Consider the following 16,101-nt stretch of genomic DNA (forward strand, 5'->3'; position numbering starts at 1 on the left):
GCCGTCCGCGTGCCGGAGCGACCTGGACTGCAATCGGAGCGTTCAGAGCCCCAGATACGCCTTCCGCACATCTGGATTGCCTCTGATCTCTGCGGACGGGCCCTGCATGAGGACGCGGCCGGTTTGCAGGATGTAGGCGCGGTCGGCGATCTCCAGGCACTCGGCCATGCGCTGCTCGACGATCAGCACGGTCATGCCGGCGTCGCGGATGCGCTTCACCGCCTGGAAGATTTCGTCGACCAGCTTTGGCATGATACCCTGCGAAGGCTCGTCCAGCATCAGCAGACGTGGGCGCGTCATCAGCGCGCGGCCGATCGCGAGCATCTGCTGCTCGCCGCCGGAGAGCGTTTCGGCGCGCTGCTCCAGGCGTTCGGACAGGCGCGGAAACAGCGTGAAGACGAGATCGAGCGGCTCTTCGCGGTTCGCTTCGCCGCGATAAAGATAGCTGCCGAGGCGCAGATTGTCGCGCACCGACAGACGCGGAAACAGGCGGCGGTTCTCCGGCACATAGGCGATGCCGGTGGCGGTGATGTGATGCTGCGCCATGCCGTCGAGACGCTTGCCGTCGAACGTCACGGTGCCCGAGCGCGGCCGCTCGGCGCCGGCGATCGATTTCAGCAGCGTCGACTTGCCCGCGCCATTGGCACCGGCCACGCAGACAATCTCGCCTTTGGCGACTTCAATGCTGATCGCGGAGATCGCGACCAGACCCTGATAGGCGGTCGTGACTTCACGCACCGACAGCATGACGATCTCCCAGATATGCGCTGATCACCTTGGGATCGCGGACGACCTCAGTGGGCCTGCCCTCGACCAGCACCTTGCCGAGGTCGAGCACGATGGCGCGGTCGACGAGCGGCATCACGATCTCCATGACATGCTCGACCATCAAAACAGTGATGCCGGCATCGCGCACCTTGCGCACCAGCGCCACACCGGTCTGCGCCTCGGTCGGTGTCAGCCCGGTGAGGACTTCGTCGAGCAGCAGCAGTTTCGGTTCGGTCGCGAGCGCACGGGCGACTTCGAGGCGGCGCTTCTCGGCCGGCACGAGGTCGCTTGCGAGCACATCGGCGCGCGCGGCAAGGCCGGTGAACTCCAGCACTTCATGCGCCTTCCGGCGCGCCTCGCGCATCACGGTGTTGCGCACGAGCGCACCAACGATGACGTTGTCGATGACCGTCATGGTCTCAAAGCTCTTGACGACCTGGAAGGTGCGCCCGACGCCACGCTGGCAGCGCTCGGCCGCCGGCATTTTTGTCACATCCACGCCGTCGAACCAGATCGAGCCTTGGGTCGGCGGCAACACGCCGGCGATGAGATTGAACAGCGTCGACTTGCCGGCGCCGTTGGGGCCGATCAGGCCGACGATCTCGCCACGGCCGACCGAGATCGAGACGTCGCTGTTGGCGACGAGGCCGCCGAAACGCTGCCAGACGCCGCGGGTTTCAAGGAGCGCGGTCATCGTGTGGCTCCTTTCGCTTTTGAGCGGGAGAACAGGCTCACCAGACCGCGCGGCAGTGCCAGCGAGATCGCCACGATCAGCGCGCCATAGACGATGAGGTCCACGCCGCGGCCGGAGCCGCCGATATAGGAGCGTGTCAGCTCCGTCATCGGGATCAGGATAGCCGCCCCTAACACGGGACCCCAGAGAGTGCCGATGCCGCCAAGCACGGCCGGCAGCGCCATCAACAGCGAGAACTGGAATCCCATCACGCTTTCAGGATCGATATAGGCGAGAAACTGCGCATAGAAGCCGCCGCCGACGGCCACGAGGAAAGCGGAGACGGCAGCGGCGCCCATCTTGGAGTTGAACACTACGACGCCGAGGCTCTCGGCGGCGTCCGGATTGTCCTTCACCGCGCGCCACCAGAAGCCCCATTTGGAGTCTTCCAGCCACCAGGTGACGAACCAGGCGAGGCAGCACAGCACCAGCGCGAAATAGAAGTACGGCAGCTTGCTGCGCAGGAACTGGAATTTCAACCAGCTGTCGCCACGCACCGGAATGGTAATTCCCATCGCAGCGCCCGCCCAATCCCAATTCTGGAACAGCAGCAGCCCGATCTCGGCGATGACGATGGTCGCAATCACGAAGTAATGGCCGCGCAGGCGGAAGAAGGGATAGCCGAGCCCCATTGCGATCAAGGCCGCAATCACGCCTCCGCCGAGCATGCCGAACCAGGGCAGCACGCCGAACTTGGTGAAGAGCAGTTCGGTGGCGTAGGCGCCGATGCCGAAATAGAGCGCGTGGCCCAGCGAGATCTGCCCGCAATAGCCGGAGAGGATGTTCCAGCTCTGCGACAGCGCCGCGTACAACAAGGTCAGGATCAGGATGTTCTGGACGTAGACGTCCTTCACCACCAGAGGTGCCAGTGCGGCGAGCGCGGCCAGCACCGCGGCGATGATGAGGTCGCGGCGACGCCGCGCGGCAAAATGCTGGTCCATCACATCTGCCCGAACAGGCCGCGCGGCCGAATGAAGACGACGAGGAGGTAAACGGCATAGATGCCGACCGATTTCAGCGACGGCGGCAGCACCAGCGCGGTGCCGGCTTCGACCAGGCCGACGATGATGCCACCGGCGAACGCGCCGAACACGCTGCCGAAGCCGCCGAGCGCCACCGTGACATAGGCGATCAGCGCAAAGGACGCGCCGACGTCGGGATAGATGTAGAAGAAGCTCGCCATGATCGCGCCGGCAAGGCCGACCAGTGCGGCGCCGAGGCCCCAGCCGAGCGCGAACACGCGGTTCTTGTCGATGCCGACCAGCGCCACCGCGCCGGGGTCTTCGCGGGTGGCCTCCAGCGCGCGACCGAAATCGGTGCGGTGGATGAACAAATAGAGCCCGGCGAAGGCCAGGATCGAGACCAGCGCGCCGACGAGTTGCGGTTCTGGCAGGAAGATCCCTGCCACCGACACTGTCTTGCCACCGAGCCAGGAATGCGGAACGCTGCGATAGTCCGGCGTGAAGAAGAATTGCGCGAGACCGCGCATCACGATCGCGAGGCCGAAGGTCGAGAAGATCTGCACCATGCCGGCATTGGCCTTGGCGCGCATCGCAAAGCGCACAATCAACAGATAGACCACCGCTCCGAAAACGAAGAGTGCCGCGGCGACCAATGGCGCGGACAGCAAGGGGTCGATCGCGAAAAACGTGAACAGGAAAAAGGACACGTACATCGCGATCATCAGGAACTCGCCATGGGCGAAGTTCACGACGTCCATCAGGCCGAAGATCAGCGCGAGGCCGACGGCGATCAGTCCGTAGAGCAGGCCCATGAGCAGGCCGCTCGCGAGACTTTGGATAATGGCTTGGGCTGTCACCGGTGCTCTGCTCCTGCGTTACTCCGATGTCGTCATGGCGAAAGCCAGGACCCATAACCACGAATCCATCGAGAGGATGAACGGCAGCCAATCATCGCAGAAACGCCTGCCTGTGGTAATGGGTCCCGGATCTGCGCTCCGCTCTGGACAACGCTAACGCGTTGCCAAGAGCTGCGCTTGTCCGGGACGACGTTGGGAGATATCGCGCCGCTTACTTCATCGGCCAGATCGCCTCGGCGATCGCGGCCTGCGGCGGGAAGATGGTGACGAACTTGCCGCCGACATATTGCAAGAGCACCGGGTCGGCGTCGTTGTTCTGGCCCATCTCGTCGAACTTGACGCGCTTCCAGGGCATGATGGTCTGCTCGCCCGGGATGTCGGTCGCGACCAGCGCATCGCGGATCTTCTCGCCGTCGGCCGACTTGGCGCGGTTGATGGCGTCGGCGAGGATGATCAGGCCCATGAACTGGCGCGAGGTGAGATCGTTGAAATCCTTGCCCGACTTCGCCTTGAACATCTCGTTGATCTTGCCAACCATCGGGCGCTTCTGCGCGAGGTCGAGCGAGAAGGTGCCGCGCGAGATCACGCCTTCGAGCTTGTCGCCGACGGCGTCGTAGAGCGCCTTCTCGGAGAAGCCGGCGTCCTGGGCCACGATCGCGTTCGGCTTGTAGCCGAGCTCGCCCATGGTCTTGACCAGGAGGATGCCATCGGTGGTGTAGCTCGAGGGCATCAGCACGTCCGCATTCGCGGTCTTGAGCTGCTGCACTTCGGCCGACAGCGACGGCGAGTTGGCGCGGTACTTGATGTCGGAGACGATCTTGTAGCCGCGCTCGCCGGCGATCTTGGCCTGGGCGTTGCCGGAATCGGTGCCGAAGATGGTATCTTCGTGGAACAGCGACAGCGTCTCGATCTTGGTGCCCTTCTTCTTCAAGGCATCGAAGAAGTCGAACATCGCGGCCGAGTACATCTCGTCATGCGGCGCCGCGCGGAAGTAATATTTCAGGCCGCGGCGATGCAGGCTCGGCGAGGAGTTGTCGGCGGAGACGAACGGGATCTGGTAGCGCTCGCAGATCTGGCTGACGGTGACGGCGACCGCGCTCTGGTAGGTGCCTATGATGGCGGAAACCTTCTCCTGCGTGATCAGACGCTCGGCTTCGGCGCGGCCCTTCTGCGGATCGGCCTGGTGGTCGGCGAAAACGAGGCGCACCTTGGCGCCGCCGAGGCCCGGCAGGCCCTCGCCCTTCGCCAGCGGCAGGTCGAAATCGGTGTCCTTGTTGATGACTTCGAGCGCGGTCTCATAGGCCTTCTGCGCATCGACGCCCTGCTGGGCACTGCCGCCGGAGAACGGATAGATGACACCGATCACGACTTCCGAGGTCTGGGCGCGCGCCGCCAGCGGCACCAGCGCAGCAGTGGCGGTGGCACCGAGCAACACGTCGCGGCGAGAGATCGTCATGGCAAAGTCCTCTTACTGAATTTCGGCTGATCGAATGAAGCGATTGATGGATGCGGTAAAGCCCGAAGAAGCAGCAAACGCTGCCTACTAAATCACGGCCATGGTCTTGTTCTTCAGATCCGTCACCAGCATCAGGCCGGGCGAATGCGTGATCGCAAACGGCAGCTTGGCGGCGTTGATCACCGATTGCGGCGTCACGCCGCAGGCCCAGAACACCGGGATCTCGTCATCGGCGACAGGCACGGGGTCGCCGTAATCGGGCTTGGCGATGTCCTTGATGCCGATCAAATGCGGATGGCCGAGATGCACGGGCGCGCCGTGCACGGCGGGATAGCGCGAGGTGATCTGCACCGCGCGGATCGCATCGGCCGGCTTGAACGGACGCATCGACACCACCATGGGACCGGCGAACGGACCGGCCTCGCCGCAGGCGATGTTGGTGCGGTACATCGGCACCCGCACGTTCTGCTCGATGTGGCGGATCGGCATGCCCTCGTCGAGCAAGGCCTCTTCAAAGGAGAAGGAGCAGCCGAGCACGAAGGTCACGAGATCGTCGCGCCAGTATTTGCTCACGTCGGTCGGCTCGTCGACGACTTCGCCGTCGCGCCAGACGCGGTAGCGCGGCACGTCGGTGCGGATATCGAGATCGGCGCCGAGCGCTGGGATGTGCGGGCTGCCGACATCGGACATGCCGATGATCGGGCACGGTTTCGGATTGAGCTGGCAGAAACGGTGAAAAGCGCTGGCATATTCCGCCGGCAGGATCGCCAGATTGCCCTGGACGAAGCCGGGCGCGACACCCGCGGTGGAACCGACCTGGCCGCCGCGATATGCGAGCCGCGCCTGACGGCTCGGGAGGGTGTCGGGTGTTTCAGTTTGCTGCGCTGCCACAAAAACAGTCATGTGATCGACCTGCCTATAAACTCGACAAAGACAAGCCAACACCAAGCATGATATAAAGTCTAATCTTCCTTTCTAATCAAGATCGATAAATTTTATTTATCGGACTGGAAAATCCTTCCAATGTTAGACTTTAGATCGATCGAGACATTCCTCTGGGTTGTGAAGCTCGGCAGCTTCCGCGGCGCCGCAGCACGGCTCAATACGACCCAGCCCGCGATCTCCCAGCGCATCGCGCAACTCGAGCGCGAGATGGGTGTGAAGCTGCTCAATCGCGACCATCGCGTCGCTTCGCCGACGCCGAGCGGCCGGCAGATGATGGTCTATGCGGAGAAGCTGATCGGCCTGCGCGCGGCGATGATAGCGGAGATCGGCGATCGCTCCGCCATGCGCGGCGTGATGCGGCTCGGCGTCGCCGAGACCATCGTGCACACTTGGCTGCCGCGGCTGGTGAAGAGCATGAACGAGGTCTACCCGAACCTGTCGCTGGAGATCGAGGTCGACATCACGCCGAACCTCACCGCGCGCCTGCTTGCGCAGGAGATCGAACTTGCCTTCGTCGTCGGTCCGCTGTCGGCCTCCGGCGTGCACAACCGCGTCCTCGCCGACTATCCGATCGGCTTTCTCGCCAGCCCTTCGCTCGGCCTCGGCAACGGCCCGGTGACCCGGGCAGAGCTTGCGCGGTTTCCGATCATCACCTTCCCACGCAAGACCAGGCCCTACGAGGTTGTGCGCGAAGTGTTCGACCGGCCCGAGCTGCCGCCGATCCGGCTGCACGCCTCCGCTTCGCTGGCAACCGTCATCCACATGGCGGTCGAGGGCCTCGGCATCGCCGTGATCCCCGACGCCATCGTTGAGAACGAACTCGCTGACGGGCGGCTGCAACTGCTCGACACCGATCTCGAAATCGCGCCGCTGACGTTCACCGCGAGCTGGCTCGCCTCGCCCGATGTCGTTGCGGTGGAGCGCGTCGCCGAGCTTGCATGTCAGATTGCGCAGAGCAGCCTCGCGGTTGACGCGCCCGCGCTGGCGCGTCATTGAAACAGGCGCCGGATAATCGAGAGACCGACCGCATGAGCCGAGCCGCCACCAACCTGCAAATCGATTCCGCCCGCCTCTGGGGCTCCATCCACGAGACCGCGCAATTCGGCGCGACCGCCAAGGGCGGTGTGCGGCGGCTGACGCTGAGCAGCGAAGACAAGCAGGTGCGCGACTGGTTCCGCAAGGCATGTGAGGACGCCGGCCTCGAGGTGCACACGGACGCACTTGGTTCTCAGTTCGGCCTGCGCAAGGGACGCGACATGTCGAAGCCGCCCGTCGGTATCGGCTCGCATCTCGACACCCAACCGACCGGCGGCAAGTATGACGGCATTTTGGGAACGCTCGGCGCGCTCGAAGTGATCCGCACGCTGAACGACGCCGGCATCGAGACCGAAGCACCGATCTGCGTCGTCAACTGGACCAACGAGGAAGGCTCGCGCTTCGCACCCGCGATGATGGCGTCGGCGGCTTACGTCGGCGACTTCACCACCGACGACATCCTCTCGCGCAAGGACGTCGAGGGCACGACCGTCGGCCAGGCGCTCGACGGCATCGGCTATCGCGGCGACAAGCCGGTCGGCTTCCAGAAGCTCGGCTGTTTCGTCGAATTGCACATCGAGCAGGGCCCGATCCTCGAAGCGGAAGGCAAGACTATCGGCGTGGTCGATTCCGGCCAGGGCGTGCTCTGGTACGACGGCAAGATCTCCGGCTTCGAGAGCCATGCCGGATCGACACCGATGCCGCTGCGGCGCGATGCATTGGCGACGCTTTCCGAGATCGTGCTGGCGATGGAGGCGATTGCCAGGAAACACGGGCCGAAGGCGGTCGGCACCATCGGCGAAGCCGTGATTGCAAACCCCTCACGCAACGTCATCCCCGGTGAGATCGCTTTCACCATGGACTGCCGCAGCGCCGACGGCGCGATCATGGATGCGCTCGATCGCGATCTGCGCGCAGCTATTGCCGAAATCGCCGCACGTCGCAAGGTCGAGGTGAAGATCGATCTCGTCTGGCGCAAGCCGCCGACCCATTTCGATCCCAAGCTCATCGCAGCAGTCGAGAATGCAGCGACGACGCTCGGTTATTCCTCTCGCCGCATCACCTCCGGCGCAGGCCACGACGCCTGCAACCTCAACACAATCATGCCGGCGGCAATGGTGTTCGTGCCCTGCAAGGACGGTATCAGCCACAACGAGCTGGAGGATGCCACGCAGCCTGACTGCGCCGCGGGCACCAACGTGCTGATGCACACCGTGCTGGCGATCGCCGGCGTCGCGTCCTGATCGGAGAGAACGATGCGCGGAGTTTTCGTCGACGCCAACGAAGCGCTCGCCGTGATCATGGAGCGGCTGGAGCAGCCCGGCGATCCCAAGGTGCGGATCCACCGCGATCCCGACATCAAGCCCGAGCAGTATCCTGATATCCTCGACGGCGCCGAGATCGCGATCGTCGACCACACCGCGCTGCCGACCGAGGTCGCGAAGAAATGCGCGGGCCTCAAGCACGTCGTGTTTCTCGGCACCGGCGCACGCAGCTACATGAATCCGGAAGAGCTCGCCGAGCTCGGCATCTCCGTGCATCTGATCAAGGGCTACGGTGACACAGCCGTGGCGGAATCCGCGATCGCACTGATGTGGGCTTCGGCCCGTGTCATCGCAATGATGGATCGCGAGATGCGCGGCGGGAACTGGCTGCGCGAGGACGGCATGCAGCTCACCGGCAAGACGCTCGGCCTGATCGGCTTCGGTGGCATCGCCGCGGAAGTCGCACGCATTGCGTCCGGCAGCGGCATGAAGGTGATCGCCTGGAACCGTTCGCCGAAGAGTTTTCCGGGCGTCGAGTTCACCGACCTCGACACAGTTCTGGCAAGAAGCGACGTGGTGTCGCTGCATCTGCTACTCAATGACGTGACCCGCGGCATGATCACGCGTGAGAAGATCGCGAAGATGAAGCCCGGCGTGATCCTCATCAACACCGCCCGCGCCGCAGTCGTCGACGAGCAAGCGATGATCGACGCGCTGAAGTCGGGCCATATCCGTCATGCCGGCCTCGACGTCTTCAACATCGAGCCCCTGCCCGGCGATCATCCACTGACGAAACTGCCGAACGTGACGCTGTCGGCACATTCCGCCTTCCGCACGCCGGAGGCCAGCGAGAACCTGATCCATGCGGCGTGGGAGCACTGCCGCAGAATTGTGAAAGGATAAGAGCAACGCCAATGGCCGACTATCGCAATATCAAGGCTGAGCCGCTCACCAACGTCGTCCGTGCAATCGTCAAGGCGGGCGGGTCTTCGGACCGCGAGGCCGAGCTCGTATCCACCAACCTCGTCGAGGCCAATCTCAAGGGACACGACTCGCACGGCGTCGGCATGATCCCGCGCTATGTCCAGAGCGTCACCACGGGCGGCCTCGCCGTGAACCAGCACGTCAAGATCGTTCTCGACACGGGTCCGCTTCTCACCCTCGACGGCCTCACCGGCTACGGCCAGGTGATCGGCCATGAAGCGATGGAGCTGGCGGCAGAGCGCGCCAAGCGCAACGGCGTGTGTCTGGTCGGCCTTTCCAACGCGCACCACATCGGCCGCATCGGCCACTGGGCCGAGCAGTGTATCGACCACGGGCTGGTATCGATCCACTTCGTCAACGTGATCTCGCGCCCGATCGTGGCGCCCTGGGGCGGCAGCGATGCGCGCCACGGCACCAACCCGTTCTGCGTCGGCATCCCGCGCGCGGGCAAGGAGCCGATCGTGCTCGACTTCGCCACCAGCAGGATCGCGCAGGGTAAGACCCGCGTCGCCCACAACAAGGGCGTCGAACTCGAGCCCGGCACCATTATCGACAATGAAGGCAAACCCACGGTCAATCCGCGCTACGCCGTGATCCCGCCGCACGGCGCCATCCTGCCGTTCGGCGAGCACAAGGGTTCGGGGCTCGCGCTGGTGTGCGAAATCCTCGGCGGCGCGCTCTCCGGCGGGCAGGTGGTCAAGGGCCCGTCCGACGGCAAGCACAACGTCCTCAACGGCATGCTCTCGATCATCATCGACCCGAGCAAACTTGGCACCGGCGAAAACCTGGCGCGCGAAGTCGAGAGCTTCGTCGCCTGGCACACCGGCTCGCCGCCCGCCCCCGGCGTCGACAAGGTGAGGATCGCCGGCGAGCCCGAGCGCGAGACGAAGAAGAAGCGGTTGGCTGAGGGTATCCCGGTCGATCCGACCACCTGGCAGGAGATTTTGGACGCCGGGAAGAAGTTCGGGCTGGACCAGGCGGCGATCGAGAAGATCGCGGGGTAGCGGAGGCGAAGCAATCGCAATCGGTGTCGTCCCGGCGAAGGCCGGGACCCATAACCACAAAACGTGGTTTGGCGAAGAGTCGTAGTTGCGAGCTTCGCGCCACAACTACGCCCTGGGGCTTATGGGTCCCGGCCTTCGCCGGGACGACCCCGTGGTTGGTAGCGTGCCTCAATCCACCATATCTGCAACCGCCTTGCCGCAGGCCGTGGTGTCGGCATTGCCGCCGAGGTCCCTGGTGCGGAGCGTGCGCTCTGCCAGAGTGCGCTCGATCGCATCGACGATCGACTTGCCCGCTTGCTTCTCGCCGAGATGCTCTAACATCATCGCACCCGACCAGATTGCGCCGATCGGATTGGCGATGCCTTGACCGGCGATATCAGGCGCCGAGCCGTGCACCGGTTCGAACACTGACGGGAAATTGCCCTCGGGATTGATGTTGCCGGACGGCGCGATGCCGATCGTACCGGTGCAGGCGGGGCCGAGGTCGGAGAGGATGTCACCGAACAGATTGGAGCCGACCACGACGTCGAACCAGTCCGGATGCAGCACGAAGTTCGCGGTCAGGATGTCGATGTGGTACTTGTCCCACTTCACGCCCGGAAACGTCTTGGCCATCGCCTCCACACGCTCGTCCCAATAGGGCATGGTGATGGAGATGCCGTTGGACTTGGTCGCCGAGGTCAAGTGCTTCTTCGGTCGCGACTGCGCGAGTTCGAAGGCGAATTTCAGGATGCGGTCGACACCGGTGCGGGTCATCACCGTCTGCTGGGTGACGAACTCGCGCTCCGTGTCCGGGAACATGCGGCCGCCGACGGAGGAATACTCGCCCTCGGTGTTCTCGCGCACCACCCAGAAATCGATATCGCCTGGCTTGCGGTTCGCCAGCGGCGACGGCACGCCGGGCATCAACCGCACCGGACGCAAATTCACATATTGATCGAACTCGCGGCGGAATTTGATCAGCGAACCCCACAGCGAGACGTGGTCCGGAATCTTGGCGGGCCAGCCGACCGCGCCGAAATAGATCGCATCGTGCTTGCCGATCTTCTCCTTCCAGTCATCCGGCATCATCTGCCCGTGCTTCTCGTAATAGTCCCAGGACGAGAAGTCGAAATGATCGAAATGCAGGGAAACGCCGTGCTTCTTGGCCGCCGCCTCCAGCACGCGCAGGCCCTGCGGCATCACTTCCTTGCCGATGCCGTCGCCGGGGATCACCGCGATCCGGTATTGCTTCTTGCTCATCGAGAACGTCCTTGGTTGGTCTGGCAGCCGCCGCTTTTTTGACCGCACTGCAATGGACCAAAGTCAGCGGCAGTGCAACGCTGCACTGCAATGTTGACCGTGGCGCGGCCGACCGCCTACTGATTTCATCTTGTTCCCACCGAGCGAGTAACCGCATGGATCTGCATCTGCGTGGCAAGCGCGTCCTGATCACGGGCGCGTCCAAGGGCATCGGCGCAGCCGCGGCCGAAGCGTTTGCCGAAGAGGGCTGTCATCTCCTGCTCGCCGCCCGCAGCGGCGATCAGCTCAAGGCGTTGGCCGACCGCGTGCGCTCTGCGCATCAGATCGATGCCGCGACGAGCGTCGTCGATTTGCGCAAGGCCGAGGACATCGCGCGGCTTGCGAAAGAGGCCGCCGACATCGACGTGCTCGTCAACAATGCCGGCGACATCCCGGGCGGCTCCATCGACAAGATCGACGAAGCGACCTGGCGCCACGCTTGGGAGTTGAAAGTGTTCGGCTATATCAACCTCACGCGTATGATCTACGCGCAGATGAAGACAAAGGGCGGCGGCGTCATCGTCAACGACATCGGCGCGGCCGGCGAGAAATTCGACGCCAGCTACATCTGCGGCAGCGCCGGCAATGCGGCGCTGATGGCTTTCACCCGCGCGCTCGGGGGCAAGAGCCTCGCCGACAACATCCGGGTGGTCGGCATCAACCCCGGCCCGGTCGGCACTGACCGCCACGTCACCCTGCTCAAGACGCGAGCCAAGCACCAGTTCGGCGACGAGAGTCGCTACAAGGAATTCCAGAAGGGCCTGCCACTCGGCAGACCTGCGCATGCGCGCGAGATCGGCGACCTGATGGCATTCCTGGCATCGGATCGCGCCGGCTATACATCCGGGGTCATCTACACGGTTGATGGCGGCATCAGCGCGGGTTGGGGTTAAGTTCTTCCGTCATTGCGAGCGCAGCGAAGCCATCCAGGAATGCCCCGCAGTGACAGACTGGATTGCCTCGCTGCGCTCGCAATGACGACAGATAAGCACAGGAGTAAAATAGTTGTCTCAAGACCTGATCCGCCAAACCGCCTGCGCCGTCGTCGACAAACTGCGGTCCGGCGATGTCTCGCCACTCGAGCTTCTGGATGTGCTGGAGAAGCGCATCAGCGAGGTTGACGGCAAGGTCAACGCGCTGCCGACGCTGTGCTTCGATCGCGCGCGGGATAGCGCCAAGGCATTGATGCAGAAGCCGGCCGGCGCGCGCGGGCTGCTCGCGGGCCTGCCGGTGCCGATCAAGGATCTCTCCAATGTCGCCGGGGTGCTGAATACGCAAGGTTCACCGATCTTCAAGGACTACGTCCCGGAACAGTCCGACCTGATGGTCGAGAACCTCGAGGCCAACGGCGCCGTCGTCTACGCAAAATCCAACACGCCGGAATTCGGTGCCGGCGCCAATACGTTCAACGAGGTGTTCGGCGCCACGCTCAATCCCTGGGACATGGCCAAGTCAGCGGCCGGCTCCTCCGGCGGCGCGGCGGTGGCGCTTGCCACCGGCATGGCATGGCTCGCGCAAGGCTCCGACATGGGCGGCTCGCTTCGCAGTCCTGCAAGCTTCTGCGGTGTGGTCGGCATGCGGCCAAGCATCGGCCGGGTCGCGAACACGCCCAAGGTCGCCATCGATCGCAATCTCGGCGTGCAGGGCCCGATGGCACGCAATGTCGAGGACCTTGCGCTGCTGCTGGACGCCATGAGCGGCGACTATGCAGCCGATCCACTGTCGCTTCCGGCGCCATCGACCGCGTTCCTGTCGGCGGCACGATCGGGCAAGAAGCCGAAGCGCATCGCCTACTCTCCGGATCTCGGCATCACACCCGTCGACCCCGAAGTCAAGTCGATCACACGCAAGGCGGCGGAACGCTTTGCCGAAGCCGGTGCGATCGTGGAAGAAGCGCATCCGGATTGGCGCGAAGCGCATGAATGTTTTCACGTGCTGCGCGCGCTCGACTTCGCGATGAGCAAGGCAACCCTGCTGCGCACCAGGCGCGACCTGCTGAAGCCAGAGGTGATCTGGAACATCGAGGAAGGCCTCAAGCTCACCGTCGAACGGATCGAGCGCGCTGAGGCACAGCGCGTCGGGATGACCGCGCGCGCGGTCGAGTTCTTCAAGACCTACGATCTGCTGCTGGTGCCCACCACAATCGTGCCGCCCTTCCCGATCGAGCACCGCTATGTCGCCGAATGCGCCGGCAAGCGGTTCGACAACTATGTCGAATGGCTCGGCATCGTCTATGCCATCACGCTCGCGTGCTGCCCTGCGCTGTCGCTACCCTGCGGCTTCACAGCATCGGGCCTGCCGGTCGGTGTGCAGGTGGTCGGCGCACCCCGCGCGGACGCACAGGTGATCGCGGGAGCGAAGGTGCTGGAGGATATTCTGGGCCTGCGCGGGACCACGCCGATCGATCCGCGGGTGAAGAAGTAACATCTCTCGTGCCCCGGACGCGGCGCAGCGCTAACGCGCTGGGCCTTGTCCGGGACACGAACTGCCTACCTCCCGCTCGTTGCCTCCAGGCTGCGACTATAACGCGACATCGCGAAACAGAACGCGAAATAGATCGCGGCGACAAAGATGTAGACCTCGACCGAAAACTGCTGCCAGCCGGGATCGATGATCGCTGTCTTGGCCGTCGTCAGCAGATCGAAGATGCCGATGATCAGCACGAGGCTGGTGTCCTTGAAAAACGCGATGAAGGTGTTGACCAGCGGCGGGATGACGTGGCGGATCGCCTGCGGCAGGACGATCAGCCGGTGCTTGCGCCAATAGGATAGCCCGAGCGCATCAGCGGCTTCATATTGCCCGCGCGGCACGGCCTGGAGCCCGCCACGGATGACTTCGGCAAGATAGGCACCCGCAAAAAGGATGATAGCAATCTGCGCACGCAGGAGCTTGTCGATGTTGAATCCAGCAGGCATGAACAGCGGGAACATCACGCTTGCCATGAACAACAGGCTGACCAGCGGCACGCCGCGGATCAGCTCGACATAGAGCACCGAGAGCGAGCGGATCGCCGGCAGCTTCGAGCGCCGGCCGAGCGCGACGAGGATGCCGAGCGGGAAGCCAAACGCCAACCCGAACGTCGCGAGGATCAGCGTCACCGGCAATCCGCCCCAACGGTCCTGCGAGACGAAGGAGAGGCCGAGCACGCCGCCCCACATCAACACGCTGATCAACGCCAGCGCGCCGATCCAGAGATAGGCCAACTCGCGCCGCCACAAGGCGCGGCGGGTGGAAAGATAGAACAGCGCAATGAACAGCACGACCGACAACGCCGGCCGCCACTGCTCGTCGAAGGGATAGGTGCCGAACAGGATGAAGCGGTATTTTTCCGGAATGATCGCCCAGCAGGCGCCGACGCCGCGCGCGGCGCGGCAGGCGCTCGAGTCATTTGCCGGCGTCAGCCACACTGCGTTGGCAATGCCCCATTGCACGAAGCTGATCACGCCTTTCGCGAGTACGGCCAGCAGCACCAGCGAGATGATTCCGTTCGGGATCGACGAGAACAGGTTGGTGCGCAGCCAGCGCAGTATCGGGTTTCCCATTTGCGGGCGGCGGGCGGCGCGCGGCGCGTCCGGCATGTCGGTGATCGCCGTCATGCTCAGCGCTCCACCAGCGCGATGCGCGCATTGTACCAGTTCATGAAGAAGCTGATGCCGAGGCTGATGGTCAGGAACACGGCCATGATCAGCGCGATCGCCTCGATCGCCTGCCCAGTCTGGTTCAGCGTGGTGTTGGCAATCGAGACCACGTCCTGGTAGCCGATTGCCACCGCGAGCGAGGAGTTCTTGGTCAGGTTGAGATACTGGCTGGTCATGGGCGGTACGATGACGCGGAGCGCCTGCGGCAAAATGATCTGGCGCAGCATGAAGCTGCGACGCAGGCCGAGCGCATTGGCGGCGTCCCACTGGCCGCGCGGCACCGACTGGATGCCGCTGCGCACGATCTCGGCGATAAAGGCCGAGGTGTAGGTCACGAGCGCGAGCAGCAGTGCAAAATACTCAGGCGAGAGCGTGAGCCCGCCGATGTAGTTGAAGCCGCGCAACTCGGGCCATTCAATCGTCCAGGACACGCCGAGCAACACCGACACCGCCGCCGGCAGCACGACAATGACGCCGAGCGCAAAGGGCCATGCTGGCCGCGGCTTGCCATCGCGCATCTGCTGCGCAATCAGCCATCGCTGAATGAGATAGAACGCGGCCAAGCCCAGCACGACCGCGCCAAACACCCGAAGCTGTGGCAGCCCGATCGGGACCGCCGGTAAAATCAATCCGCGATTGGAGAGGAACACGCCCTCGACCGGCCGCCACGCCGCGCGCGCGGCCGGCAGCGCCTGCATCAGCACATACCAGAACAGGAGCTGAAGCAGCAGCGGGATGTCGCGCAAGACTTCGACGTAGACGGCGGCGAACCGGGATAGCAGCCAATTGGCCGATAGCCGCGAGATCCCGATCAGCGTGCCCAGAATGGTCGCAAGCACGATGCCGATCACCGCGACGCGAAGAGTGTTGGCGACACCGACCACGAAGGCCCAGAGGTAGGTGTTCTTCGGATTGTAGGAGAGCAGACTGTCGGCGATGGGCATGCCGGCCTCGCGGCCGAGGAAGGCGAAGCCGGTGGTGATGCGGCGGGCCGAGAGATTGGTGACGGTGTTGGTCCAGAGGAAGGCGATGACGGCGACCGCGATCCCGACGACCACGATTTGCCAGAACAGGCCCTTCAACTCATTGGGTCCTAGCGCGGCGAAGAAACGGCGGCGCGGCGGCGGCCTGGGATCATCGGTGGTCACAGCACAAAAATCCTTCTTGAAAACA

At 64.0% G+C, this 16,101-nt stretch carries 15 protein-coding genes; 6 read left to right on the forward strand and 9 right to left on the reverse strand.

Annotated elements, in window-relative coordinates:
* Positions 1–42: 42 nt before the first annotated feature.
* The 6 genes from ABIB73_RS14340 to ABIB73_RS14365 form a co-directional block, all read right to left on the reverse strand.
* Positions 43–747 (reverse strand): ABC transporter ATP-binding protein, encoded by a 705-nt coding sequence (locus ABIB73_RS14340; protein ID WP_354224994.1) that lies wholly within the window; start codon positions 745–747, stop codon positions 43–45.
* Positions 731–1,462, reverse strand: a complete 732-nt coding sequence (locus ABIB73_RS14345) for an ABC transporter ATP-binding protein (protein ID WP_354224995.1) — start codon at positions 1,460–1,462, stop codon at positions 731–733. The genes ABIB73_RS14340 and ABIB73_RS14345 overlap by 17 nt, the downstream gene beginning before the upstream one ends.
* Complete coding sequence (locus ABIB73_RS14350; RefSeq protein ID WP_354224996.1) at positions 1,459–2,442, reverse strand: branched-chain amino acid ABC transporter permease; 984 nt, start codon at positions 2,440–2,442, stop codon at positions 1,459–1,461. The genes ABIB73_RS14345 and ABIB73_RS14350 overlap by 4 nt, the downstream gene beginning before the upstream one ends.
* A complete protein-coding gene (locus tag ABIB73_RS14355; protein WP_354224997.1) occupies positions 2,442–3,320 on the reverse strand; it encodes a branched-chain amino acid ABC transporter permease in 879 nt (292 codons plus the stop codon). Before ABIB73_RS14355 ends, ABIB73_RS14350 begins: the two co-directional genes overlap by 1 nt.
* Before the next feature lie 211 nt (positions 3,321–3,531).
* Positions 3,532–4,776 (reverse strand): ABC transporter substrate-binding protein, encoded by a 1,245-nt coding sequence (locus ABIB73_RS14360; RefSeq protein ID WP_354224998.1) that lies wholly within the window; start codon positions 4,774–4,776, stop codon positions 3,532–3,534.
* Between the two features lie 87 nt (positions 4,777–4,863).
* Positions 4,864–5,679, reverse strand: a complete 816-nt coding sequence (locus ABIB73_RS14365) for a putative hydro-lyase (RefSeq protein ID WP_354224999.1) — start codon at positions 5,677–5,679, stop codon at positions 4,864–4,866.
* Between the two features lie 120 nt (positions 5,680–5,799).
* Between ABIB73_RS14365 and ABIB73_RS14370 the strand changes: the two genes are divergently transcribed.
* From ABIB73_RS14370 to ABIB73_RS14385, 4 genes are read left to right on the forward strand one after another with little or no spacing between them, the layout of a single operon-like run.
* The gene (locus ABIB73_RS14370; protein ID WP_354225000.1) at positions 5,800–6,717 is read left to right on the forward strand and encodes a LysR family transcriptional regulator; all 918 of its coding nucleotides are present in this window, start codon (positions 5,800–5,802) and stop codon (positions 6,715–6,717) included.
* Positions 6,718–6,749: 32 nt separating this feature from the next.
* A complete protein-coding gene (locus ABIB73_RS14375; RefSeq protein ID WP_354225001.1) occupies positions 6,750–8,000 on the forward strand; it encodes a Zn-dependent hydrolase in 1,251 nt (416 codons plus the stop codon).
* Positions 8,001–8,012: 12 nt separating this feature from the next.
* Positions 8,013–8,924, forward strand: coding sequence for an NAD(P)-dependent oxidoreductase (locus ABIB73_RS14380; RefSeq protein WP_354225002.1), 912 nt, complete (start codon positions 8,013–8,015; stop codon positions 8,922–8,924).
* A gap of 11 nt (positions 8,925–8,935) precedes the next feature.
* A complete protein-coding gene (locus tag ABIB73_RS14385) occupies positions 8,936–10,009 on the forward strand; it encodes a malate/lactate/ureidoglycolate dehydrogenase (protein ID WP_354225003.1) in 1,074 nt (357 codons plus the stop codon).
* Between the two features lie 168 nt (positions 10,010–10,177).
* Here the strand turns inward: ABIB73_RS14385 and ABIB73_RS14390 are convergent, their stop codons facing one another.
* Positions 10,178–11,251, reverse strand: coding sequence for a tartrate dehydrogenase (locus ABIB73_RS14390; RefSeq protein WP_354225004.1), 1,074 nt, complete (start codon positions 11,249–11,251; stop codon positions 10,178–10,180).
* Between the two features lie 155 nt (positions 11,252–11,406).
* Between ABIB73_RS14390 and ABIB73_RS14395 the strand changes: the two genes are divergently transcribed.
* Together ABIB73_RS14395 and ABIB73_RS14400 are read left to right on the forward strand one after the other, a co-directional pair.
* On the forward strand, positions 11,407–12,183 hold the full coding sequence (locus ABIB73_RS14395) for an SDR family oxidoreductase (RefSeq protein ID WP_354225005.1): 777 nt from the start codon (positions 11,407–11,409) through the stop codon (positions 12,181–12,183).
* Positions 12,184–12,295: 112 nt separating this feature from the next.
* Positions 12,296–13,714: an amidase gene (locus ABIB73_RS14400; RefSeq protein WP_354225006.1), complete on the forward strand. Its 1,419-nt coding sequence runs from the start codon at positions 12,296–12,298 to the stop codon at positions 13,712–13,714.
* Between the two features lie 65 nt (positions 13,715–13,779).
* Here ABIB73_RS14400 and ABIB73_RS14405 read toward each other — a convergent pair whose 3' ends face one another.
* Both ABIB73_RS14405 and ABIB73_RS14410 read right to left on the reverse strand, forming a co-directional pair.
* On the reverse strand, positions 13,780–14,886 hold the full coding sequence (locus ABIB73_RS14405; protein WP_354225007.1) for an amino acid ABC transporter permease: 1,107 nt from the start codon (positions 14,884–14,886) through the stop codon (positions 13,780–13,782).
* A 2-nt stretch (positions 14,887–14,888) separates the two neighbouring features.
* Positions 14,889–16,076, reverse strand: coding sequence for an amino acid ABC transporter permease (locus tag ABIB73_RS14410; RefSeq protein WP_354225008.1), 1,188 nt, complete (start codon positions 16,074–16,076; stop codon positions 14,889–14,891).
* Positions 16,077–16,101 lie beyond the last annotated feature (25 nt).

The sequence above is a fragment of the Bradyrhizobium sp. F1.4.3 genome, from assembly GCF_040548375.1.
Classification (GTDB): Bacteria; Pseudomonadota; Alphaproteobacteria; order Rhizobiales; family Xanthobacteraceae; genus Bradyrhizobium.